The organism is Arthrobacter sp. Bi83 (assembly GCF_918698095.1).
Classification (GTDB): Bacteria; Actinomycetota; Actinomycetes; order Actinomycetales; family Micrococcaceae; genus Arthrobacter.
In genome coordinates, this window is record NZ_CAKKLY010000017.1 from 1 (window position 1) to 21,084 (window position 21,084).

The 21,084-nt window shown below is 63.9% G+C and carries 21 protein-coding genes and 1 pseudogene; 13 read left to right on the forward strand and 9 right to left on the reverse strand.

The genetic code is table 11. The annotated features are described in order from the left end of the window. The 4 genes and pseudogenes from LQ144_RS09930 to LQ144_RS09945 form a co-directional block, all read right to left on the reverse strand. Nucleotides 1-251, reverse strand: a pseudogene (locus LQ144_RS09930) (L-asparagine permease); the annotation flags it as partial. A 117-nt stretch (nucleotides 252-368) separates the two neighbouring features. Continuing rightward, nucleotides 369-1,313: a glutaminase gene (locus tag LQ144_RS09935; RefSeq protein WP_230118508.1), complete on the reverse strand. Its 945-nt coding sequence runs from the start codon at nucleotides 1,311-1,313 to the stop codon at nucleotides 369-371. After that, nucleotides 1,310-2,908, reverse strand: a complete 1,599-nt coding sequence (locus LQ144_RS09940) for a helix-turn-helix domain-containing protein (protein ID WP_230118511.1) — start codon at nucleotides 2,906-2,908, stop codon at nucleotides 1,310-1,312. Before LQ144_RS09940 ends, LQ144_RS09935 begins: the two co-directional genes overlap by 4 nt. 198 nt (nucleotides 2,909-3,106) lie before the next feature. Further along, the gene (locus tag LQ144_RS09945; protein ID WP_230118512.1) at nucleotides 3,107-3,919 is read right to left on the reverse strand and encodes a DeoR/GlpR family DNA-binding transcription regulator; all 813 of its coding nucleotides are present in this window, start codon (nucleotides 3,917-3,919) and stop codon (nucleotides 3,107-3,109) included. Nucleotides 3,920-4,010: 91 nt separating this feature from the next. Between LQ144_RS09945 and LQ144_RS09950 the strand changes: the two genes are divergently transcribed. The 3 genes from LQ144_RS09950 to LQ144_RS09960 all read left to right on the forward strand — a co-directional run bounded on the left by LQ144_RS09950 (nucleotide 4,011) and on the right by LQ144_RS09960 (nucleotide 6,665). Continuing rightward, nucleotides 4,011-4,658: a hypothetical protein gene (locus LQ144_RS09950; protein WP_230118514.1), complete on the forward strand. Its 648-nt coding sequence runs from the start codon at nucleotides 4,011-4,013 to the stop codon at nucleotides 4,656-4,658. Between the two features lie 78 nt (nucleotides 4,659-4,736). Continuing rightward, the gene (locus LQ144_RS09955; RefSeq protein WP_230118516.1) at nucleotides 4,737-6,032 is read left to right on the forward strand and encodes an MFS transporter; all 1,296 of its coding nucleotides are present in this window, start codon (nucleotides 4,737-4,739) and stop codon (nucleotides 6,030-6,032) included. A gap of 45 nt (nucleotides 6,033-6,077) precedes the next feature. Beyond that, nucleotides 6,078-6,665 (forward strand): AAA family ATPase, encoded by a 588-nt coding sequence (locus LQ144_RS09960; RefSeq protein ID WP_230118518.1) that lies wholly within the window; start codon nucleotides 6,078-6,080, stop codon nucleotides 6,663-6,665. 126 nt (nucleotides 6,666-6,791) lie between these two features. Here LQ144_RS09960 and LQ144_RS09965 read toward each other — a convergent pair whose 3' ends face one another. Continuing rightward, a complete protein-coding gene (locus LQ144_RS09965; protein WP_230118520.1) occupies nucleotides 6,792-7,895 on the reverse strand; it encodes a type I restriction endonuclease in 1,104 nt (367 codons plus the stop codon). Nucleotides 7,896-8,077: 182 nt separating this feature from the next. Beyond that, nucleotides 8,078-8,836 carry a FadR/GntR family transcriptional regulator gene (locus tag LQ144_RS09970; RefSeq protein ID WP_230118522.1) on the reverse strand — a complete coding sequence of 253 codons (759 nt, stop codon included), beginning with the start codon at nucleotides 8,834-8,836 and terminating at the stop codon, nucleotides 8,078-8,080. Nucleotides 8,837-9,049: 213 nt separating this feature from the next. Here LQ144_RS09970 and LQ144_RS09975 point away from each other — a divergent pair, with 213 nt between their 5' ends. The 8 genes from LQ144_RS09975 to LQ144_RS10010 all read left to right on the forward strand — a co-directional run bounded on the left by LQ144_RS09975 (nucleotide 9,050) and on the right by LQ144_RS10010 (nucleotide 16,211). Further along, on the forward strand, nucleotides 9,050-10,414 hold the full coding sequence (locus tag LQ144_RS09975; RefSeq protein ID WP_230118524.1) for an MFS transporter: 1,365 nt from the start codon (nucleotides 9,050-9,052) through the stop codon (nucleotides 10,412-10,414). Nucleotides 10,415-10,518: 104 nt separating this feature from the next. Beyond that, complete coding sequence (locus LQ144_RS09980; RefSeq protein ID WP_230118525.1) at nucleotides 10,519-12,288, forward strand: dihydroxyacetone kinase family protein; 1,770 nt, start codon at nucleotides 10,519-10,521, stop codon at nucleotides 12,286-12,288. Continuing rightward, nucleotides 12,285-12,755, forward strand: a complete 471-nt coding sequence (locus tag LQ144_RS09985) for a ribose-5-phosphate isomerase (RefSeq protein ID WP_028270688.1) — start codon at nucleotides 12,285-12,287, stop codon at nucleotides 12,753-12,755. Before LQ144_RS09980 ends, LQ144_RS09985 begins: the two co-directional genes overlap by 4 nt. After that, on the forward strand, nucleotides 12,739-13,572 hold the full coding sequence (locus LQ144_RS09990) for a triose-phosphate isomerase family protein (RefSeq protein WP_230118527.1): 834 nt from the start codon (nucleotides 12,739-12,741) through the stop codon (nucleotides 13,570-13,572). Before LQ144_RS09985 ends, LQ144_RS09990 begins: the two co-directional genes overlap by 17 nt. Beyond that, on the forward strand, nucleotides 13,569-14,384 hold the full coding sequence (locus LQ144_RS09995) for a TIM barrel protein (protein ID WP_230118529.1): 816 nt from the start codon (nucleotides 13,569-13,571) through the stop codon (nucleotides 14,382-14,384). Before LQ144_RS09990 ends, LQ144_RS09995 begins: the two co-directional genes overlap by 4 nt. Nucleotide 14,385: 1 nt before the next feature. Further along, nucleotides 14,386-15,246, forward strand: a complete 861-nt coding sequence (locus LQ144_RS10000; RefSeq protein WP_230118531.1) for a phosphogluconate dehydrogenase C-terminal domain-containing protein — start codon at nucleotides 14,386-14,388, stop codon at nucleotides 15,244-15,246. A gap of 121 nt (nucleotides 15,247-15,367) precedes the next feature. Next, on the forward strand, nucleotides 15,368-15,700 hold the full coding sequence (locus tag LQ144_RS10005; RefSeq protein ID WP_230118533.1) for a metalloregulator ArsR/SmtB family transcription factor: 333 nt from the start codon (nucleotides 15,368-15,370) through the stop codon (nucleotides 15,698-15,700). A 13-nt stretch (nucleotides 15,701-15,713) separates the two neighbouring features. Further along, nucleotides 15,714-16,211, forward strand: coding sequence for an SRPBCC domain-containing protein (locus LQ144_RS10010; protein ID WP_230118535.1), 498 nt, complete (start codon nucleotides 15,714-15,716; stop codon nucleotides 16,209-16,211). A 115-nt stretch (nucleotides 16,212-16,326) separates the two neighbouring features. Here the strand turns inward: LQ144_RS10010 and LQ144_RS10015 are convergent, their stop codons facing one another. The 3 genes from LQ144_RS10015 to LQ144_RS10025 form a co-directional block, all read right to left on the reverse strand. Next, entirely contained in the window at nucleotides 16,327-16,524 is a 198-nt protein-coding gene (locus tag LQ144_RS10015) for a hypothetical protein (protein WP_230118537.1), read from the reverse strand. A 468-nt stretch (nucleotides 16,525-16,992) separates the two neighbouring features. Beyond that, nucleotides 16,993-17,304 (reverse strand): putative quinol monooxygenase, encoded by a 312-nt coding sequence (locus LQ144_RS10020; protein WP_230118539.1) that lies wholly within the window; start codon nucleotides 17,302-17,304, stop codon nucleotides 16,993-16,995. 10 nt (nucleotides 17,305-17,314) lie between these two features. After that, nucleotides 17,315-18,349, reverse strand: a complete 1,035-nt coding sequence (locus tag LQ144_RS10025; protein ID WP_230118541.1) for a LacI family DNA-binding transcriptional regulator — start codon at nucleotides 18,347-18,349, stop codon at nucleotides 17,315-17,317. Nucleotides 18,350-18,595: 246 nt separating this feature from the next. On the opposite strand from LQ144_RS10025, the gene LQ144_RS10030 reads away from it, so the two are divergent. Next, the gene (locus tag LQ144_RS10030; protein WP_230118543.1) at nucleotides 18,596-19,948 is read left to right on the forward strand and encodes a Gfo/Idh/MocA family oxidoreductase; all 1,353 of its coding nucleotides are present in this window, start codon (nucleotides 18,596-18,598) and stop codon (nucleotides 19,946-19,948) included. A 93-nt stretch (nucleotides 19,949-20,041) separates the two neighbouring features. Next, on the forward strand, nucleotides 20,042-21,064 hold the full coding sequence (locus LQ144_RS10035) for a DctP family TRAP transporter solute-binding subunit (RefSeq protein WP_230118545.1): 1,023 nt from the start codon (nucleotides 20,042-20,044) through the stop codon (nucleotides 21,062-21,064). The last annotated feature ends 20 nt before the right edge of the window (nucleotides 21,065-21,084 follow it).

A 21,084-nucleotide genomic window follows, 5' to 3' on the forward strand; every position in this document is an offset into this window, starting at 1 on the left:
ATCAGGAAGGCGAAGAAGCCGCAGACGGCGTAGGCGATGACGAGCGAGGGGCCGGCGGCGTTGAGCCGGCCGCCGGCGCCGAGGAACAGGCCGGTGCCGATGGCGCCGCCGATCGCGATCATCTGGACCTGCCGGGGCTTCAGGCTCTTGTGGTAGCCCTTGTCCTCCGCGTGGAGAAGCTTTTCGGTGGCGTGCGCGTGGCCGCCGTCGGCCTCGTGCAGACCAGCCGGGGCAGTGGGATTGTTGGACATTTGGTTCCTTTCGAGCTGTCGAGAATGGAAGGAAGGTTCCGGCGGGTAGGCGCGAAGAAGCCCACAGGCCTTAGCGGAAGAGACAAAATCAGGATCGAGACCGGAAATCAGGCCGAATCAGAAAACAGACCACCCAGTGCGGTCGGACAGGTCGGCGAGGGCAGCCGTTCCGGCCAGGGAATTGCCCTTGGAGTCCAGCCTGGGACTCCAGACGCAGATGCAGCACTCTCCGGGGACGATCGCCAGAATCCCGCCGCCCACGCCGCTTTTCCCCGGAAGGCCCACGCGGTAGGCAAACTCGCCGGCCGCGTCATACATGCCGCAGGTCAGCATGACGGAGCCGATGCGCTTCGCCTCGCTCCGGGAGACCACAGCTCCAAACGCTCCGCGTCCGCCCTGTGCGAGGAAGAGGCCGGCCTTCGCCATCTCCACGCAGGTCATCATGATGGAGCACTGTCTGACGTAGTTCGCCACAACTGCCTCGGCGGGCCGGCGCAGGTTTCCGAAATCCTTCAGAAAATGGGCGAGGGCCAGGTTGCGGCTGCTGTTGGAGAGCTCACTCCTGGCGGCGACCTCGTCGATGAAAGGACCCTTTCTTCCGCTCTGGTGACCCACCTGATCGGTGAGGAAGCGGAGGACCTCGCCTGCGGCGTCGGGGTATCGCCCCATCAGGTGGTCGGTCACCACGAGCGCGCCGGAGTTGATGAACGGGTTCCGGGGTATCCCGTGCTCCACCTCAAGCTGGACCAGAGAGTTGAACGACGTCCCCGACGGCTCACGGAGGACCCGGGACCATAGCGCCGCGGGGTCACCGGCGCTCAGCGCCATGGCCAGCGTGAAGACCTTCGAGATGCTCTGGATCGAGAAGGGAAGATCGGCGTCGCCGGCACTGAACACGTCCCCGGACACGGTGGCGACGGCAATCCCGAAACGGTCAAACGGCAGCGACGACAGGTGGGGGATATTTGCGGGAAGTGACCCTGCTTCACTGCGGGGCCGGTGGCGGCGGACAATGTCATCCAGTACCAGGCCAAGAGGCGGCGAATCGAGTGCTGTCATCATGGCTTGGCCACGTGCTCCTTATGTGTGCCGGCCCACTCCTGAATATGAAGGAGAGCGACCAATGAATGGCGGGGATCGCTGAAGTTCAGGCCGGTGACACGGCTGACTTTGCTGATTCTGTAATAGACAGTGTTCTTGTGGAGCTTCATCCGCTGTGCGCATTCGGCAACATCCAGCGACGCCTCGAAGTACGACCGAAGGGTTTCGGCGAGCTCGTGATCGCCGCGCAGGAGGGCCCAGAGACTGCGGTGGCGGAAGTCCGAGGCTGTGAAGTTCTCCACTGCTTCGCGAAAAAGGACCTCCACCTCAAATTCGTCCAGGGTGGCCACCGGGGCGTTCCCTGACCGCCGCATGCAGCCGAGCAATGCCTCCGTTTTGCCGGTCACGGAGTGAATCGACAGAAGATCGGGCGCGATTGGTCCGACTGCCGCGTACGGACTGATGCCCAGGTGCTTACCGGCGTCCCTGACGATGGCCTCGGCAAGGCTCCGGAGCCCGGCTTCGGCGTTGGCGGACTGAAGTGCCGGGATGATCACCGCGGTGTCGCCCTTGAACTGTCCCACGATGGCTGACGGTTTATAGGCAGCCGCATGGATGGACGCGAGATTGGCCAGCTCCCCGTGCTTGAGAGCTGCATCGTCTGCCTGTGCTTCAGCGGCTGACATTCCTATCAGGATCAGGGCGGTTGGGTGGTCAGCGGGAATTTTCGCGCTGTGAGCGGTTGCCGCCGCTTCTGCAGGCCCCGAGAGGACGCGGGCAATCCGGTCCTCGCGCATGTGCACGGACTGCTGGTTGCGGTAGCGGATCAGCTCGGCTGACGCCCGGGCGGCTGATCCGGTCAGGACATAGTCAACGTCCGCTCCGAATCCTTCGCCGGTTTCCTGGAGCCAGATGTACCCCATAATGCGGTCGCCTGCGAACAGGCTGATGGCGACGCGCTCCCGCAGGCCGTCCTGGGGCCTGGCCGGGACCCTGACAGGAAGGCGAGTCCGATGCAGTTCCCGGTAGGCGCCAAGATCTTTGAGGAGGAGTTCGTATTTGCGCGGACCGCGGCGGGCCAGAATCGACGCCTTGCGCAGCTCGTCGATGTCGTTGGACACCGTCGAGTACGCCAGGACTTTGTTGGCGGCGTCCTCGATGACCACGTGGCTCGAGGTCAGGCGGGCCGTCGTCTGGGCGATGGCGAAGAGGTCTTCCTCCAGCAGGGTCAGCACTTCGCTCTGGTAGCTGGGTGGCTGGATCCGGTCCTTCGCGATGGACAGGAGCCGGTCCCAGTCCGCAGCCGGGTCCACCAGAAGGAGACCTGTTCCTGCCGCCCGGAGCAGTTCTTCAGCTTCGCCCAGGTCCTCGGGGCTGCCTTTGACGGCCAGCACGAGCGGAGGATTTTTCAGCAGGCGCCGCAGCGCCGGCAAAGCAGAGCGCCCGCGAACCCCGATCAGCAGGACGAACGCGCCCCTGCCTTCGGCTTTTTCGTCGTCGGCGTCGACGATGAGAAAGCGTTCGATTGGTGAATCGGCGCGGGAGGGCCGAAGAATGAGGCTAGCGAAACCCAGAGGGAGATCCGACAGGATGTCGTCCACTGTAGCTGCGGCCATGTGCTTCTTTCTGACATTGGCGTCCGTCCGGACGGCTCTGTCCGGACACCCAATGCTATCCAGAGCAATCCCTGGATAATATGGAAGCGAGCCTAAATCCAGCGGCAGCTTATTGGTCTGCGTACCAACCCGGACCAGACGGCGGCAGTGCGCACCGCCGTCGTCCTCTGCTTCAGCGGGTCCGCCGTAGGCTCCGTTCTAGGCTGTCGCTTCCTTGCGCAGCGCCGCCACGTGCACGGAAACCCCCAGGTCGCGGATGTTCTCCTGCATCTCCCCTGGGAGCTGGTCGTCCGTTACCACGGCATCCAGCTTCTCAATGGGGGCCACGTTGAACTTTGACACGGTGCCGAACTTGGAGCTGTCGGCCAGCAGGAAGCACGACGACGACGCCTCCAGCGCGGCGAGCTTCACCTCCACCTTGTCCATGGAGGGCGTGGTGACACCGCGGGACATGTTCCAGGTGCCGGTGCTGAGGAAGAACAGGTCAATGTTGATGGACTTGATGGCCTCAGCCGCGATGCGGCCACAGCTGGACGCGCTGGACGGATCCACCACGCCGCCGGTGTGGATCGTCTCGATGTTCGGATAGGCGAACAGGCTCGTCACCACGTAGAAGTCATTGGTGACCACCGTGACGTTCTTCCGCCCGCCAATGTAGGGGACCACGGACTGGCATGTGGTGCCCGCATCCAGGAACACCACCATGTCGTCCTCCACGAACTGCGCAGCGAGTTCTGCGATTGCCTGCTTGCGCGGGAGTTCCAGCTGTGCCCTGAATTCGCGCTCCCGGGGCGGCTCCTGGCTGGTCCATTCCGCCAGGCGCACGCCGCCCTGAACGGAGACCACCTGGCCCAGATCTTCCAAGGCGGTGATGTCCCGCCGGACTGTCATGTGGGAGACGTTCATGTAGTCCGTGAGGCTGCGGATGCTCAGGACGCCTTCGCGCCGGAGCAGACGGAGGATCTCCTGGTAGCGCTGCTCGGGGATCAGTGGCCGTGCTGTGGGACTCACGCGGAACTCCTTCGGGACGTCGTTGAAACTATCTTAACAAGTTTTCACATACTGTTCCGATTTGTGAATATTTGGGGTAATTTCTTAATTGATGTTAAACAAATTTGAAGTCCTAGAGACCATTGTCCGAACCGGCGCCCTGCTGATCGCCAGGCTGGATTCGGCCGACGAGGCCTACCGGGTTGCCGAGGCCGCCATCGACGGCGGCATCCGCGCCGTCGAGATCCCGCTGACCGTTCCCGGTGCGCTTGGCGTCATAGAACGCCTCGCCGATAAGTACGGCGACCAGGGAATTGTTGTGGGAGCCGGCACCGTGCTCGACGCCGAAGCAGCCTATGCTTCGGTTTCGGCAGGGGCGCGGCTGCTCGTCAGCCCGCAGCTGAATCCCAAGATGATCGCCACTGCCAACCGGTACCAGGCGGTCACCGCCAGCGGCGCGTTCACCCCCACCGAGGTGCTCAACACGCTCGAGGCCGGGGCGGACATCGTCAAGCTGTTCCCCGCCGAACTCGGCGGCCCGGCCTACGTGAAAACAATTCTGGCGCCCCTCCCGCAGGCTCCAATCATGCCGTCCGGAGGAGTGACGCCTGAGAATGTCGGCGCGTGGTTCGCGGCGGGCGTGACAGCTGTCGGCGTCGGAAGCTTTGTCACCAAAGCAGCCCAGAACGACGGCGACTACGGGCTTGTCGCCCGCGCTGCGCGGACGTTCCTCACAGCAATCAGTGACGCCCGGGGCTAACGCCGGGCAACCATCCCCAAAACCGACAGAAACTGCCGCCCGGCACCCTGTCAACCAGAACACAAAGGAGTGAGCTGCATGAGCCAAGCTTCAGCAGAAACCGAATCGCCCGAGGCGAAGCCGCTGAAGAGCGTGAAGATCAGGTGGTACCTGATCGCGCTGCTCGTCGTCGGCGGGATCATCAACTACCTGGACCGCAACAACCTCAGCATCGCCAACACCACCATCGCCAAGGAATTCGGGCTCAACACCCTGCAGATGGGTCTGTTGCTGTCCGCGTTCTCCTGGCCGTACGCCATCGCGAACCTTCCCGCCGGCTACCTGGTGGACAAGTTTGGGCCCAAGCGGATGTTCGCCTGGGCAGCAGGGCTCTGGTCCGTTGTGTCCATGCTGTCGTCGCTGGCTAACTCCTTCGGCTTCCTCTACGCTGCACGCGTCGCACTGGGCATTTCCGAATCCCCGTTCTTCACCTCGGGGCTCAAAGTGGCCGACAAATGGTTCAACAAGACCGAGCGCGCGCTTCCCGTATCAATCGTTAACACCGGCTCACAGATTGCCAACGCGATTGCGCCGCCGCTGCTGACCTTCCTCATGCTCACCATGAGCTGGCGGGGCATGTTTGTTGTCATCGGGTCCCTCGGCGTCGTCATTGCGCTCGTCTGGCTCCGGATCTACCGCGACCCCACGATGAAGGAACAGTTCATCATCAAGGGTCAGGAGTTCGAGGATGAGCAAAAGCCCAAGGAGAAGCAGGCCGGCTGGGGTGAACTCCTCAAGCAGAAGAACACCTGGTTCATGGTCCTGGGCGCGTTCGGCATCTTCTACACGGTATGGGTCTACCTCACCTGGCTGCCGAGCTACCTTCAGACGGCTCGCGGCTTCAGCTTGAGCCAGATCGGGTGGCTAGCCGGTCTGCCCTTCCTCTGCGGCATCATCGGTGTCCTGGCCGGCGGCATTCTCTCCGGAAAGCTGATCAAACGCGGCATCCCCGCCATCACGGCCCGGAAGATTCCTATTGTGGGAGGCGCGCTGCTGGCGGCTGCGGCCGTCCTGCCGGTGGCCTATGTGGAGAACACGGCTCTGGCGATTGTGCTGCTCTCCGTGGGCTACTTCGCGGCCCAGGTTCCCATTGGCGTGCTGTGGACTCTGGCAGCGGACATCGCTGAATCCAACCAGGTGGCCTCGCTGGGCGCGATCCAAAACTTCGGCGGATTCCTCGGTGCAGCTGTGGCGCCGATCGTCACGGGCTACATCCTGAACGAGACCGGCGGCAACTACACGCTGGTGTTCCTCATCGGTGGCGCGCTGCTGATCGTCGGAGCACTGTCATACGGCATATTCGTCAAAGACCGCCGCGCCGTCACCCGGGTCTAGCCCCGGCAATGATCACGGTTCCCAGGTTCAAGGAAGAACAGGCAGTTGAAAACCACCACCCCCAAAGTGTTCTTTGTGATCGGCCCGGCTGGCTCCGGAAAGTCCAGTGTCAGCCGGCTCATTGCCCAGCGGTACGGGGCGGCGTACATAGACAAGGACACTGCCACCATCCGGTTCACCGAGTTGCTGCTGACACTCAACAACTCGGACCCCAACGAACGGGACAATAACGAGTTCTACCAGAACGTCATCATGCCCCTTGAGTATGAGTCCATCCTGGACCTTACGCGGGACAACCTCATGGCCGGCAACTCGGTGGTCCTGGACGCGCCCTTCGGGAAGTTCTTTGCAGACAAGGACTACCTGTCCAAGGTCCGGGTACGCCACAACTGGCCCGCGGCGGACCTGGTGGTGGTGAATGTCAGGCTCGCCGGTGAAGCACTCCGCCAGCGGCTGATACACAGGGGCTACCCGAGGGACGAATGGAAGCTGGCCAACTGGGAAACCTTCTGGGCCGGGGCGCAGGCCAACTCCTGCCAATGGCAGGATGCCCGCCAGGTTGACTTCGACAACAGCGCCGCCGCTGCCGACATCACTGCCTTCGCTGCGGCAGTGTCTTCAGGCCAGAGCTAGCGGCGCTCGCGGCTTACCTCGCTGGCGGCGCCTTGCCGCGGATGGCGCACTACGGACGACGGCGGGACTTGCCCGCCGTCGTCTGTGCTGCGCGATCACTTGATGAGGCTCCTGCGAGCTCAGACGTCAGTTGGACGCCCCAAGGTAGCCCGTGACACTCGTCCGAAGGGCTTCGGCATGCTCGTAGATCTCTTCCAGAGAACTGATGGGCACCCGGGTTTCTTCTTTGTTGGCATCAAAGATGCCGATGTACTTTTGGCTGCGGTTGAAGTGCAGCCTCGCGATCGGTTTGCGGTTGTTGTCGTCCAGCAGTACCGCACAGTATGACTTGGCATCGCGCTGGACGACTCGGGCCGGCTTCACCTCGTTGCACACAATCGCCCGGACGATCTGGTAACCTTCCATTTCCTCCAGGGTTGTCTCGATGCCGTCCGCTTCAGCGAGGTCGGCTTCTGCAACAGGCGCACTTGTGACTGTTGCCGCAGCTGCGGTGTCGTCAGCCTGGGGAAAGTTTGGAGCGCCCAGAGCTTTCTTCAGCCGCTCATTGACCTGATCATTGAGAAATTGCTTTGTAGCTTTGACCACCAATGTGGTGAACTGCTCTCGCACTTTTTGTGTATAGGGCCCCGTGTAAACGCGGGCCGTGAGGAACTTGACCCATTCGTCTTCGGGTTCCTTGAACTGTGCAGCCAAGGTCCGCTTGAGCTCGCCGATGTATTTCAGTTCACCTGCGGCATTGATGATGGAGTCCAGATCAAAGACTTCTTTTGTCAGCTTCTGCAATTCAGGAACCAGCGAGTCGTCAATGTCATTGAGATCAAGAACCAGGAACGGCTTGGCGTCCATTCTGTTCGGTGCGTCAAGGTCGGTGAAGAACTGATAGATCTCGCCGTTTGTAAGAATTGCGATCCTGGCGTTGGTCACCGCGAAGTAGCGGAACAACTGTGATGCGTGCTCGATCTTGACTGGTTCCGTCGATTTCTTGCACTCAATGAGAATCTGAATCTCGCCGTCTTTGACGATGGCGTAATCAATCTTCTCACCCTTCTTGAGCCCGACGTCGGCGATGTATTCCGGTACGACCTCAAGCGGGTTGAAGACGTCGTAGCCGAGGATGGTCGAGATGAAGGGCATCACGAAGGCATTCTTCGTGGCTTCTTCCGTCTGTATGACCTCCCGCTGCTGGCGCACCTTTGCGGCCAATGCATTGAGTCTTTCGGAAAATTCCATTTGTCCCCCTGAGGAAAAACTGATTGTGGTGCTAACCGTAGCGCAGCCCCTGGACAATGTGGCGTATTGGGGATTTCGCCTATCGCAGATTGGAGATTGGGCGTCACTGCAGTAAGTCCGCGGGCAACGTAAGGCGACGGCGGTAACGCCCCGCCGTCGCCCGCCTTGGCGGTAGGGGTGAGCTACTCTCCGGTCTCAGCCCGGTCGGCGTCGTAGCCGGCCAAAAGACGCTTGGCCGCGGTATCCATATGGGAGCGCATGGTTGCCGTGACGGCGGCCTCATCCCGGGACTGCAGCGCGCGGAAGATCGCGGTGTGCTCGGCCAAAGCCGCGGCCGCGTGCCCTTCGTCAGTCAGGGCGCGGTCCACCCAGATGCGCAGCAGCGAACGGATGCTTTGGAGGAGCTCCTCAAGGACCTGGTTGCCCGAGCTGGTCGCAATCTCGCGGTGGAAGGCGGCGTCCGCTTCAACAAAAGCCCGCAGGTCCTCCAGGTTGTGCTCCATAGTGTCCAGATTGGCCTGCATGCGGTCCAGTGCTTCATCGGTGATCCGCTGTGACGCGAGCTGAACGGCCTGGACTTCGAGTCCACTGCGAAGCTCCACCAGTTCGCGCGTCCGTGGAGCGCCCAGCATCAGACCCCAGCTGAGGGTGCGGGGGAGCAGCTCGGAGACGCCGTCGCGGAGGTAGGTTCCGGAACCTGGCCGGACAATGACGATTCCCAGGATCTCGAGAGCCGCAAGGGCCTCGCGGACTGCAGAGCGGCCCACGCCGAGAGAAGCTGCCAGGGTTCGTTCTGCCGGGAGCCGCGTACCGGGGGCGATCTCACCGCTGGTGAAATGTGCCAGCAGGCGTTCAGCGACCTCGGACACTACCGAGCCCTGCTCCATGGAACCTAGCGCGGCACTGATTTTTGCCGTCGAGGCGGCGGAGTTTGCGGACACAGTCAAAGCGTAGCAACCAGGCGTGACCGCAAAGGCCAAGAACAAGCGAAAACCACAACACGTCAACCGGTTGACCAATTCTCAAAATGGCTCTATGGTTTTAATCACTCGCCTAGTCGGATACCGGCCAGCTTCCCGCAACTAGGCATTGAGACACATCCCAACGGCATCCAGTGCAGGAAGCTGCCGGGAGACCAACATCTAGGAGTCAATGTGGACACCACCCAATCAGTGTTCGAAAGATCTGCAATCAGAAAAGTGGCGATCCGGCTGGTGCCGTTTGTCGCCCTCATGTTCTTCATCAACTATCTGGACCGCACGGCCATCTCCTTCGCCGGTCCCAACGGCATGAACACGGATCTGGCCCTTTCAGCCGCGCAGTTCGGTTTCGCCTCCGGCGTCTTCTTCATCGGCTACATCCTGCTGGAGATCCCCAGCAACCTGGCCCTTCACAAGTTCGGTGCCCGCCGCTGGCTCGCCCGTATCATGGTCAGCTGGGGCATCGTCTCCCTGCTCTTCACCTGGGTGGGCGGCGTCGAGCACCTCTACATCCTCCGCTTCATTCTTGGCGTTGCCGAGGCCGGGTTCTTCCCCGGCGCCATCCTCTTCCTCAGCCTCTGGGTTCCCTCCCGGCACCGCAGCAAGATTCTGGCCCTCTTCTACCTGGCCCAGCCGCTGACCACGGTTATCGGCGCCCCGCTTGCCGGCCTCCTTATCCAGCAGCACGGCCTCTTCGGCCTCGCCGGCTGGCGCGTCATGTTCTTTGGTGTCGCCATCCCCGCCATCATCATCGGCGTCATCGCCTGGTTCTACCTGGCCGATTCCCCGGCCAAGGCCAAGTGGCTGACCCAGGACGAGAAGACCTGGCTCACCGGCGCCCTGGAGAAGGAAAAGAAGGAAACCGCCGCCAGCAACAAGCACGTCAGCGTCCGCACTGTCTTCGGCAACGGCCGGGTCTGGATGCTCGCCGCTATCTACTTCGGCTTCATCTACGGCCTGTACGCCCTCGGTTTTTTCCTGCCCACCATCATCGCCGGCTTCGAAGGCCTCTACGGCACTAAGTTCGACGTGCTCCAGAAGGGCCTCATCACCGCGATCCCGTACCTGCCGGCCGCGGCTGCCCTCTACTTCTGGTCCAAGGACGCCACCAAGCGCGGCGTCAGGACCTGGCACATCGCGCTTCCCGCCCTTATCGGCGGGCTGAGCATCCCGCTGGCGCTGTTCGCCGGTTCACCCGCCGCCACCATCGCCGTCATCACCATCACGGCGATGTCCATCTTCGCGGCACTGCCCAACTTCTGGACCGTGCCCACCCAGTTCCTGACCGGCGCCGCAGCCGCGGCAGGCATCGCCCTCATCAACACCGTGGGCAACCTGGCGGGCTTCAGTGCCGGCTACATCACGGGCTGGCTCAAGGACTGGACCGGCGGCTACACGGTACCGATGTTCGTGGTGGGCGGCTTCATGCTCCTCTCCGCGATCCTGATGTTGGTGCTGAGCCGCTCCGGCAAGGTCAGCGACGGAATCCCGGCCGAGGCCCTGGACCCTGCGGGAGCCGGACACCACGCCGAGCCGTAAGCACGCCGTAATCGCAATTATTCAACTAACCGGTGGTCGAGCCTGTCGAGACCGATTTCGACAGGCTCAATCACCGGGGCGAGCAATCACTTCAGGAGCTTTCCATGACCCGCCTGTTCAATGAACCAGCAGCCTTCGCTGACGAAATGATCGAAGGCTTTGTCGCCTCCCACGGCCGCTGGGTGAAGCGCGTCTCCGGCGGCGTGGTCCGCAACACGAAGAGCACCCCGGACACCGTGGCGCTGGTGATCGGCGGCGGCTCCGGCCACTACCCGGCCTTCGCCGGGCTCGTCGGCCAGGGTCTGGCCCACGGCGCGGCCATGGGCAACCTGTTCGCTTCGCCCTCCGCGCAGCAGGTCTATAACGTGGCCAAGGCCGCGAACAACGGCGCAGGCGTGCTGCTGGGCTACGGCAACTACGCCGGCGACGTCCTGCATTTCACCCAGGCCCAGGAACGCCTCCGCAAGGAGGGCATCGACTGCCGCAGCATCGCGGTCACCGACGACGTCTCCTCCGCCCCGCTGGCCGAACGCGCCAAGCGCCGCGGCATCGCCGGGGACCTGACCGTGTTCAAGGTGGCCGCCGCGGCCGCCGAGGCCGGCTACACCATGGACCGGATCATGGAAATCGCCGAGCGCGCCAACGACCGCACCCGCTCCTTTGGGGTGGCCTTCACCGGCTGCACCCTTCCCGGCGCCGACCACCCGCTGTTCTCCGTCCCCGAGGGCCGCATGGCCGTCGGCATGGGCATCCACGGCGAGCCGGGCATCGGCGAAACGGACATCCCGACGGCGGATGACCTCGCCGAACTGCTGGTCGCCAAGCTCCTCACCGAAATCCCCGACGGCGCCATCGACGCAGCCACTGCAGGCACCGCGGCCGGTAAGCGCCGCGTGGTCCCCATCCTCAACGGCCTGGGCAGCGTCAAGTACGAAGAGCTGTTCGTCGTCTACCGCCGCGTCGCCCAGCTTCTGGCCGAAGCGGGCCTGGAGGCCGTGGACCCGCAGGTGGGCGAACTGGTCACCAGCTTCGACATGGCCGGCACCTCCCTGACCCTGTTCTGGCTCGACGACGAACTCGAGTCACTCTGGAACGCCCCCGCGGACGCCCCGGCCTTCCGCCGCGGCGCAGTCACGGCCGAAGTCTTGGAGGCGTCCGACGGCGGCGAGCTGGCCGACGTCAAACTCTCCATCCCTGACGCAACCGCGGAGTCCCGCGCCGGCGCCGTGCGGATCCTCGCCGCGCTCGGCGCCGCGAAGGACGTGGTGGACGCCAACGCCGATGAACTGGGCCGGATCGACGCCATCGCCGGCGACGGCGACCACGGCATCGGCATGGAACGCGGCGTCCGCGCCGCTGTTGACGGAGCCCGCGACGCCGTCGCCCGCGGTGCCGGGGCAGCCACCACGCTGCACTTCGCGGCGGACGCCTGGGCCGACAAAGCCGGCGGCACCTCGGGAGCCCTCTGGGGCATGGCCCTGCAGGCCGTCGGTGACGCGATCGGAGACAGCAACGCGCCCGACGCCGGAGCTGTCGCCGCCGGAGTCGCCGGCGCCGCGGCCGCGATCATGGACTTCGGCAAGGCCAAGCCCGGGGACAAGACCCTGGTGGATGTCCTTGTCCCGTTCCGCGACGCACTGGCAGCCGGCGTAAATGCCGGGCAGTCACTGACCGACGCCTGGGGCGCCGCCGCCACCGTTGCGCAGCAGGCCGCAGAAGACACCGCCCGGCTGCTGCCCCTCATGGGCCGAGCCCGCCCGCACGCCGAGAAGAGCCTTGGCACGCCGGACGCCGGAGCGGTGTCCATGGCACTGATCGTCCGGGCAATACACAACACCCTCATCGAACAGACAACCATTAAGGAGAACGCATGAGCGCCAAACTGCGCCTGGTCATCGGAGCCGACGACGCTGGATTCGAATACAAGGAAGCCCTGAAGGCTGACCTGGAGGCCTCCGAGCTGGTCGAATCCGTGACCGACGTCGGGGTGGATGCCACCAGCCACACCCCCTACCCGTCCGTGGCCATCGCCGCCGCCGAACTCATCGCGGCCGGCAAGGCCGACCGTGCCCTGCTCGTCTGCGGCACGGGCCTTGGCGTGGCCATCGCGGCGAACAAGGTCCCCGGTGTCCGCGCCGTCACCGCGCACGACAGCTTCTCGGTGGAACGCTCCGTCCTGAGCAACAACGCCCAGGTCCTCACCTTCGGCCAGCGCGTCGTCGGACTGGAACTCGCCCGCCGGCTCGCCCGCGAATGGCTCACCTACACCTTTGACGAGACCTCCGCCTCGGCCGAAAAGGTCACCCTGATTAAGGACTACGAAGGTGTCACTTCCTGCTAAGAATCCTTCGGCCAGCGCCGTCGGAACAGCACCTCCCAAAGCCATCATCGGCGTCAGCCTGAAAATGTACTTCGGCTACGAACGCACCCTCGAATACTGCCGCGAGGTGGCCACCATCGCGTTCGCGCACCCGGCGGTCCAGAGCGGCGACATCGAGCTGTTCGTGCTGCCCACGCTGCCGGTACTGCCCGAAGCGGCCCGGATCCTCGGGACCGCCGGAGCAGCCGCAGGCGCCCAGGACATCTTCTGGGAAGATGAAGGGCCCTACACCGGCGAGGTCGGCGGCAAGACCGTTGCTGAACTCGGCGGCCGGTACGCAGAGGTGGGCCATGCCGAACGCCGCAGGATCTTCGGCGAGGACGACACGGTCATCGGGCTCAAGGCCGCGGCGGCCTACCGCAACCGCCTCACCCCCGTGCTGTGCGTCGGCGAGCTGCAGCAGGGCTCCGTGGAGGAAGCCGTCACCCGCTGCAGCGCAGAGATCGACGCCGCCCTGAACCGGGCGCAGTCCCTCGGTTCCGCCAGCCGGACCATCGTGGCGTACGAGCCGCAATGGGCCATCGGCGCCCCGGAACCTGCCACCCCGCAGTACATCAGCGCCGTAATAGGCGGGCTGGACGCCCACCTGCGTTCCCTGTCCGGACAGGCCGACAGCCGGGTCATCTACGGCGGCAGCGCCGGGCCCGGCCTGATCGGCCAGCTGGACTCCGCGGTCGCTGGCCTCTTCCTGGGCCGCTTCGCCCACGACCCGAAAGCGCTCAAGACCATCCTGGATGAGGCCGCGGCACGGCTCACCGCGAAGAAGGTGGCGGCATGAGCCGCATAGGCCCGGGCTCAACAATAGGCCTGAGCAGCTACGCCTTCTTCTGGCAGCTCTCGGACAAGGTCTCTGAGCCGCTCAGTATCCACCAGGCGCTCGAGCGGACCGCGGCCCTGGGCGTGGAACTGTTCCAGATCTGCGACTACGCCCCGCTGGAATCCATGACGGACCCGGAACTCAAGGACGTGCGTGCCACCGCGGACCGCCTTGGCGTCGCGCTGGAACTGGGCACCAAGGGCATCCGACCGGAGCACCTGCGCAAGTTCCTGCACATCGCCGGGATCCTCGGGTCGCCGCTGCTGCGGACCATGTTCAACGTCCCGGGCCACACCCCGACGGCGGACGAGGCGGCAGCAATCTTCACCGAGGTCCTGCCGGAATTCGAGGCAGCCGGGGTGAAGATCGCCGTGGAAACCTACGAGCAGGTACCCACCTCCCGCATCCTGGACGTGATCCGCCGCGTGGACAGTCCGTACCTGGGCATCTGCAGCGACCCGGCCAACACAGTCGCGGCGCTGGAGCTGCCGCGTGAGGTGATTGACGCCGTCGCGCCTTACGTCCTCAACATGCACATCAAAGACTTTGCGTTCAGCCGCAAGGAGGGCTGGGTCGGCTTCACGTACTCCGGCGCGGCCCTCGGCGAAGGCCTTCTCGACTATGACTACATGGCCGGGAAGTTTCAGCCCAAAGAAAGAAACATCAACCAGATCGTCGAACACTGGCTGCCGTGGCAGGACTCCGAGGCGGAAACCATCCGCCTCGAAAACCAGTGGACCCAGCAAAGCATCGATTTTCTAAGGAGCAAGTGAAATGTCAGCAGAACAATTGACCGTCGCCGTCATCGGAGCCGGTGGCAAAATGGGGATGCGCGTTTCCCGGAACCTCCAGAAGAGCGCCCACACCGTCTTCTACAGCGAGAACTCCCCTGCGGGCCAGGACCGCGTCCGCGCCGAAGGCCGTGACATCACCTCCACCGACGACGCCGTCCAGGGCGCCGACGTGGTCATCCTCGCCGTCCCGGACACCGTTCTGGGCATCGTGTCCGAAGGCGTGGTGCCCCAGATGAAGGCCGGCGCGATCCTGCTCACCCTGGACCCGGCCGCCGCCTACGCCGGGCTGCTGGCCAAGCGCGATGACGTCGTCCAGGCGGTCGCGCACCCGTGCCACCCGTCCGTGTTCCTGGAGCGCACAACCAAGGAAGAATGGGCCGACACCTTCGGCGGCGAGGGCGCCCCGCAGAACGTGGTTGCCGCGATCGACGAGGACACGCCGGCCGCGACCCGCGATTCGGCCGAGGCCGTCATCCGTACGATCTACGCCCCCGTCATCGACGTGCACTGGGTCACCGTGAAGCAGCTCGCCATCCTCGAGCCCACCCTCGTGGAGACCGTGGCCTGCATGATCGGCACGCTGCTCAACGAGGCGCTGCACGAGACCGTGCACACGGCCGGGGTTCCGGAGGAAGCCGCCAAGGCCATGCTGTTCGGCCACGTGCAGATCGCCCTGACCAACGCCCTCCGCGGCTCCAACCCGTTCTCCGAGGCGTGCGAAATCGCCATCCAGTACGGCAAGGACACCATCATCAAGGACGACTGGAAGAAGATCTTCGACGACTCCGAGCTGGACGGCGTCATCGCCAAGATGCTGAAGCTCGACGCCGTCAAGCGTTAAGGCGGCACGCCGGTCAAAGAAAACGCATGAGGGCGACGGCGGGAATCTCCGCCGTCGCCCTCATGCGTTAACAGGGCCTGCCCATTGACACCCCTCCACCGCGCGCATATTCTACAACCAAATGGTTGTAGATCAGATGAGTGAGGCCGAACTCGACCGCCTTTTCCAGGCGTTCGCGGATGGCACCCGCCGGGACATCATGCGCCGTGTAGCGGTGGGGGAGTATTCGGTGTCCGGCCTGGCGGGCCTCTACGCCATGAGTTTCGCCGCCGTTCAAAAGCATGTGGCGGTGTTGGAGCGCGCGTCCCTGGTCACGAAGGAGAAGCGCGGACGGCAGCAGATCGTGCGGGGCAATCACGAAGGCCTGCAGGGGGCCCGGCGGCTGCTGGATGAGTACGAGGCGATCTGGCGGCAGCGCGCCGGGCGGATCGCGGACATGCTCGCTGAAGATTAGGAAGGGTTCCGCAATGACGGTTATCAGTTCCACCAAGAGTCCCGAGACGCTCAGCTTTATCCTCGTTGCCGAGTTCGACGCCGGCGTCGAACGCGTCTGGCAGATATGGGAAGACCCGCGGCAGCTCGAGCGCTGGTGGGGTCCGCACACCTGGCCGGCCACATTCGAGAAGCACGAGTTTTCTCCCGGCGGAGAGGCGGCGTACTACATGACCGGGCCCGACGGCGAGAAGGCCCGCGGCTGGTGGCGCATCACCGCCATCGAGGCACCCCACCGCCTCGAGTTCGACGACGGCTTTGCCGACGACAGCGGCGCGCCCGTCGAAGCCATGGGGACCACCCATGCGGCCGTCACGCTCGAGGACATCGGCGGGCGTACGCGCATGACCGTGAAGTCCAGGTTCGAGTCCGAGGAGCAGATGGACAAGATGGTCGAGATGGGCATGGAAGAAGGCATGAAGGAGGCCGCCGGCCAGATCGACGGCATTCTCGCCGAGCAGTCCCACGCCTGACCGCCGCTGGGCTCAAACCGGTAAAGCAAACGCCAGCAACCGGAAGTAACGCAAACGCCAGAGGACGGCGGCGGGGGTCCCGCCGCCGTCCTCTGGCGTTTGGTCGCGGAGCTTCCTAGAGAGCGGCGCCCTGGGCAGCGTTGCGGTTCAGGCTGACAGTGAAGGTGTTGGGTCCGCTGCAGGTGACCGCGATGCTGTGCTTGGGGGCGTTGGCCCTTGCCGACAGGTCGTGCACGGCCTTTTCCAGCGTGTGGTCCAGTGCTGACCGGTCCCAGATCTTCAGCGTTACAGAGTCAGTGGTTTCGAACGTCATTATTCGGTGCCTTCATTCATAAATTCGGTCGGGCTTTCGCATCAGCGCGAAACCCGGAACGGGTCAATCCATGAACGCTCAGAGACCTTGTTCAGCTCGGCGAGCTCACTGGTTTGGCCTCGTTGCGTCCACCAGATTGGGTTTAATTTTGCTTCTCCGCCACTGCATCCTCTTCCCGCAGGAGCGAGGTTCAGGGCTATGCAGGCTGGGAAATCGTGTTCTCAGCCCTTCCTTTTCATCATGCACGGCGGAGCGCTGACGTCTCAAGCGGATCGCTGGTGAGGTTCACCACACCAGCGGCTGGCACGGTGCCGGGAGGGCAATATTTCCCTGCAGCAAAGCAAAAGGCCAGAGGATGACGGCGGGAATTCCCGCCGTCATCCTCTGGCCATTTGCTTCCGGTGACTTTTTCTTACGGAGAGTTCTTTCCTGCGCCCGATACTCCCATGACAACGCTGACGGGGCTCACTAGAGAGCCCCTTGGTGCTCGGTTCCGGCCGCGATCGGTGCCAGGCGCGTCACTTCTACCGGCTCCTTCAGGAGCCCCTCGAGCGAAGCGTTGAGGCGTTTGACGGCATCCCCCTCGCCGTGGGCGTCGAGCAGCTCCGCGGTTTCCCATTTTTCAATCATGAGGATCTGGCCGTTCGGGTCCTCATGGATGGCGTACAGCAGGCAGCCTGGTTCGTCGTGCACCTCGGCAATTGCGGGGGAGAGGGCCGCGACGACGTGGTCGAACGCGCCTTCGTTCGGCGTGAACACAGCAGTAACAATGACGGGCATGGGGGTTTCCTTAACTTGCGACGGACCGGATGAGTGGGGCACAGCTGTTGCGCGGCACGAAGTCCGCCTTGACCTCGATGGTTCGGGCGCCGGCCGGGAGCCGGCCCTGCATCCGTCCGAGGACGAGTTCGAGGGAATGCACCGCGAGCATGTCGATGGGCTGCCGGATCGCGCTCAGCGGTGGGTTCGTCAGTTCGGTCCACGGATTGTCGTCGAAGACGATGACCGACAGGTCATCGGGTATCCGCACGCCGACCTGAACGAGGCGCCGGACCGAGCTTTGCACCTGGGCGGTGTTCGCCACGATGAGTCCAGTGGGACTGTCCGGAAGCGCCAGGAGGGACCCTACGGCGTCGCCACCTCCGTCCCCGCGGAACGGCACGTCCCGGACCAGCATGGGATCGACCGTGATCGAGGCGTTTTCGTGGGCTGTCCGGTAGCCGTGGATCCGCGCGCGGCCGGTCGACGTGCTGGCGGGGCCGGTTATGAGGCCGATGCGCGTATGGCCGAGGGCGATGAGGTGCTCGGTGGCGCGGCGGGCTGAGTCGGAGTTCTCGATGCTGACGACGTCCACATCCTCAAGTTCCGCGATGGTGCGGTCGACGAAAACGACGTTTACGCCCAGGTCCCGCAGCCGTTCCCACTTCTCGATGTTCCCTCCAGTCGGGGTGGCGATGACGCCGCCCACGGAGCGGTCCAGCAGTGTGTCCAAGGATTCGGCCTCAAGGTGGGGGTCTTCCTGGGTGGTCATAACCACCACCTGCACCCCATGGCTGCGGGCTTCCCACACGACGCGGTCGGCAAGTTGAGCGAAGAAGGGGTTGGCGAGATCCGCAACCACAAGCCCAACGGTGAGGGCGTGGCCGGCACTGAGCTCACGTGCAGCGGCCCGCGGCCGATAGCCAAGATCCCCGATCACGCGCAACACTTGTTCGCGCTTCGCCGGCGCAACTGGCCCAGATTCGGGATTCAGCACCCGGGACACCACGGAGACCGATACTCCCGCCGCCGCCGCGACATCGCGAATAGTTGGGGCCTTCTTCACTTCTCCTCCTTGAGGTCCTCTAGCGGCTGCAGGTCACTAAGGGTTGTTCATCCGCCCCGTGATCCTTGCCGGAGGAACCTTCGACTGCGTTCCGTTGTGACTGTTGACACAGCCTAACACTGACTGGTACAAAAGTGGTACCGGTTCCACTCGGTCCCGAAAACAGCTCAACCTGCGACGAAGAAGTTGCTCCACCTGAGGTGGAGAGCTCCTCTCCGGCGCGAAACGTCAACCAGAGAGATCCCCATGAACCTCCACAAACTTCTTAGCGACCGCGAGCAGCAGGGCCGCCCGGTTCGAGTCGGACTCATCGGAGCTGGCCGCTACGGCACCATGTACCTGGCCCAGGCGAACAACATCCCGGGCATCCACGTCGTCGCGATCGCCGACATCAATGTGAAGCGCGCTGAAGGCGCATTTGAGCTGGTCGGGTGGCCCCAGAACCAGATCGCCCCTGACATCGCCACGGCACTGAAGAACCGCTCGACCACGATCGTTGCCAATGCGGATGAATTGTTTGACGTCGACATCGACGTCATCGTCGAGGCAACGGGCAACCCCATCGTCGGGGTGAAGCACGCACTGCGCGCCATTGAAACGAAGAAGCACATCATCATGGTCACCGTTGAGGCAGACGCCCTGGCCGGTCCGGCCCTGGCCAAGCGCGCAGAAGAAGCCGGTGTGGTCTACTCGATGGCCTACGGTGACCAGCCGGCCCTCATCATGGAACTCGTCGACTGGGCACGGACCAGTGGCTTCGACGTCGTGTGTGCAGGCAAGGGAGCAAAGTACCTTGAGCACTATCACGAAATGAACCCGGACAACGTCTGGGAGAACTGGGAGTTCTCCAAGGAGCTCACCGACTCCGGGCAGCTGAATCCCTACATGCACACCTCGTTCCGCGACGGCACCAAGGCCTCCATCGAGATGGCTGCCGTCGCCAACGGCGCCGGCCTCACCCCGTCCGACAACGGGCTGTCGTTCACCCCGGGTGACGTGGAGGAAATCGCCACGATCTGCCGCCCGGCCGACGTCGGCGGAGCCCTGGCCCACGAGGGAAGCGTTGACGTCATGTCCAGCGTCAACCGCGACGGCAGCTGGATCAGCCACAACACCCAGGAGGGCGTGTTCGTCGTCGTCAAGGCCACCAACGGGTACGTTTCCGGCTGCTTCAATGAATACCCGTGGCACCCGGACCCGACCGGCCAGTACGCAGCGCTGTACCGCCCGTACCACTACGTGGGCCTCGAACTCAATATGTCCATCGCCAACGCGGCCCTTCGCGGCATCGCGACGGGTTCCCCGGTCGGTTTCTTCGGCGACGTCGTTGCGACCGCCAAGAAGGATCTCAAGGCAGGCGAGTTCCTCGACGGCGAAGGCGGCTTCACGGTGTGGGGCAAGCTTGTGTCCGCTAAGCACTCCGTAGCCATTGGCGCCCTGCCGGTGGCCCTCGCCCACCACGTGGAACTCCGTGCCGACATCGCCAAGGGCGCAACTGTCCGGTGGGAAGACGTCATCATGGACGAATCGCTGTCCCAGGCCCTTGAGCTGCGCCGCGAGACCGAAGCGCTAGTAGCGGACGCCGCCGTCAGCGTCTGACCCCTCTGCTCTACCATCCGGGCGCGGCCAGGAGATGACCATGTCGTTTCACGCCTCCGGAACCAGACTCCTTCCAATGAAGAAAGGCATCACATGAAATCCAAGACCCGCGCCCTCACCGGAGTGCTGGCATGCACCCTTGCCGCATCAGTCCTCGCCGGCTGCGCGTCCGGAGCGCCCGGCGGGGGCGGCCCCGTGGCGAAGATCCAGCTCTCCATCCCGGATCCGCTCACCTCCTCCGTCGGCGTCTCCGCCCAGCACTTCGCCGACCAGGTGAAGAAGACATCCAACGGCTCGGTCGTGGTCACGGTCGTTCCCAACGGAACGAGCTTCAGCGGAGACCAGAACGCGGCAGTCACCAGGCTGCAGGGCGGTTCACTGGACGCACTGATCCTCTCGACCTCCGTGTATGCGTCCGTGGTGCCGGAAATGAACGCGATCAGCATCCCCTACCTCTTCGACGACACGGCTGAGGAAGCGGCGTTCCTGACGGGCAAGCCCGGCGACGTCCTCAAGGAAAAGCTCAAAGAGAAGAACACGGTCGCGCTGTCCTTCCTCACCCGGACCGGCCGGCAGATCACCAACTCCGAGCGGCCCATTGAACAGCCGTCCGACCTCAAGGGCCTGAAAATCCGCGTCCCCGGCAACCCGCTGTGGACTGACTTCTTCGGGAAGCTGGGCGCGAGCCCCACGACCATGGCGTTCTCCGAGGTCTTCACCGGCCTGCAGACAGGAACGATCGACGGCCAGGAAAACCCCATCGAGGTGCCCTGGACCAACAAGTTCTCCGAGGTGCAGAAGTACGTCTCGCTGACGCACCACATCAACGATGCCTGGGTCCTCGCTCTTTCCTCCAAGAAATGGGACTCCCTGACCGAAGAGCAGAAGAAAGCCCTCTCCGATGCCTCGACAGAGACGGCAACGTTCAAAACCGGTTACGACAAGGAACAGTCCGAGAAGCAGCTGGCAGAACTCACAGCCAAGGGCATGAAGGCCAACGAGCCGTCCGCCGCGGGGCTGGAGCAGTTCAAGGAAGTCTCCAAGAGCCTCTACCCCGTGTTCTCCGAGCTCATCGGCAAGGAATTCTTCGATCAGGCGATTGCCGCCGCCAAGTAACAGCATTTGAGGGCCGGAGC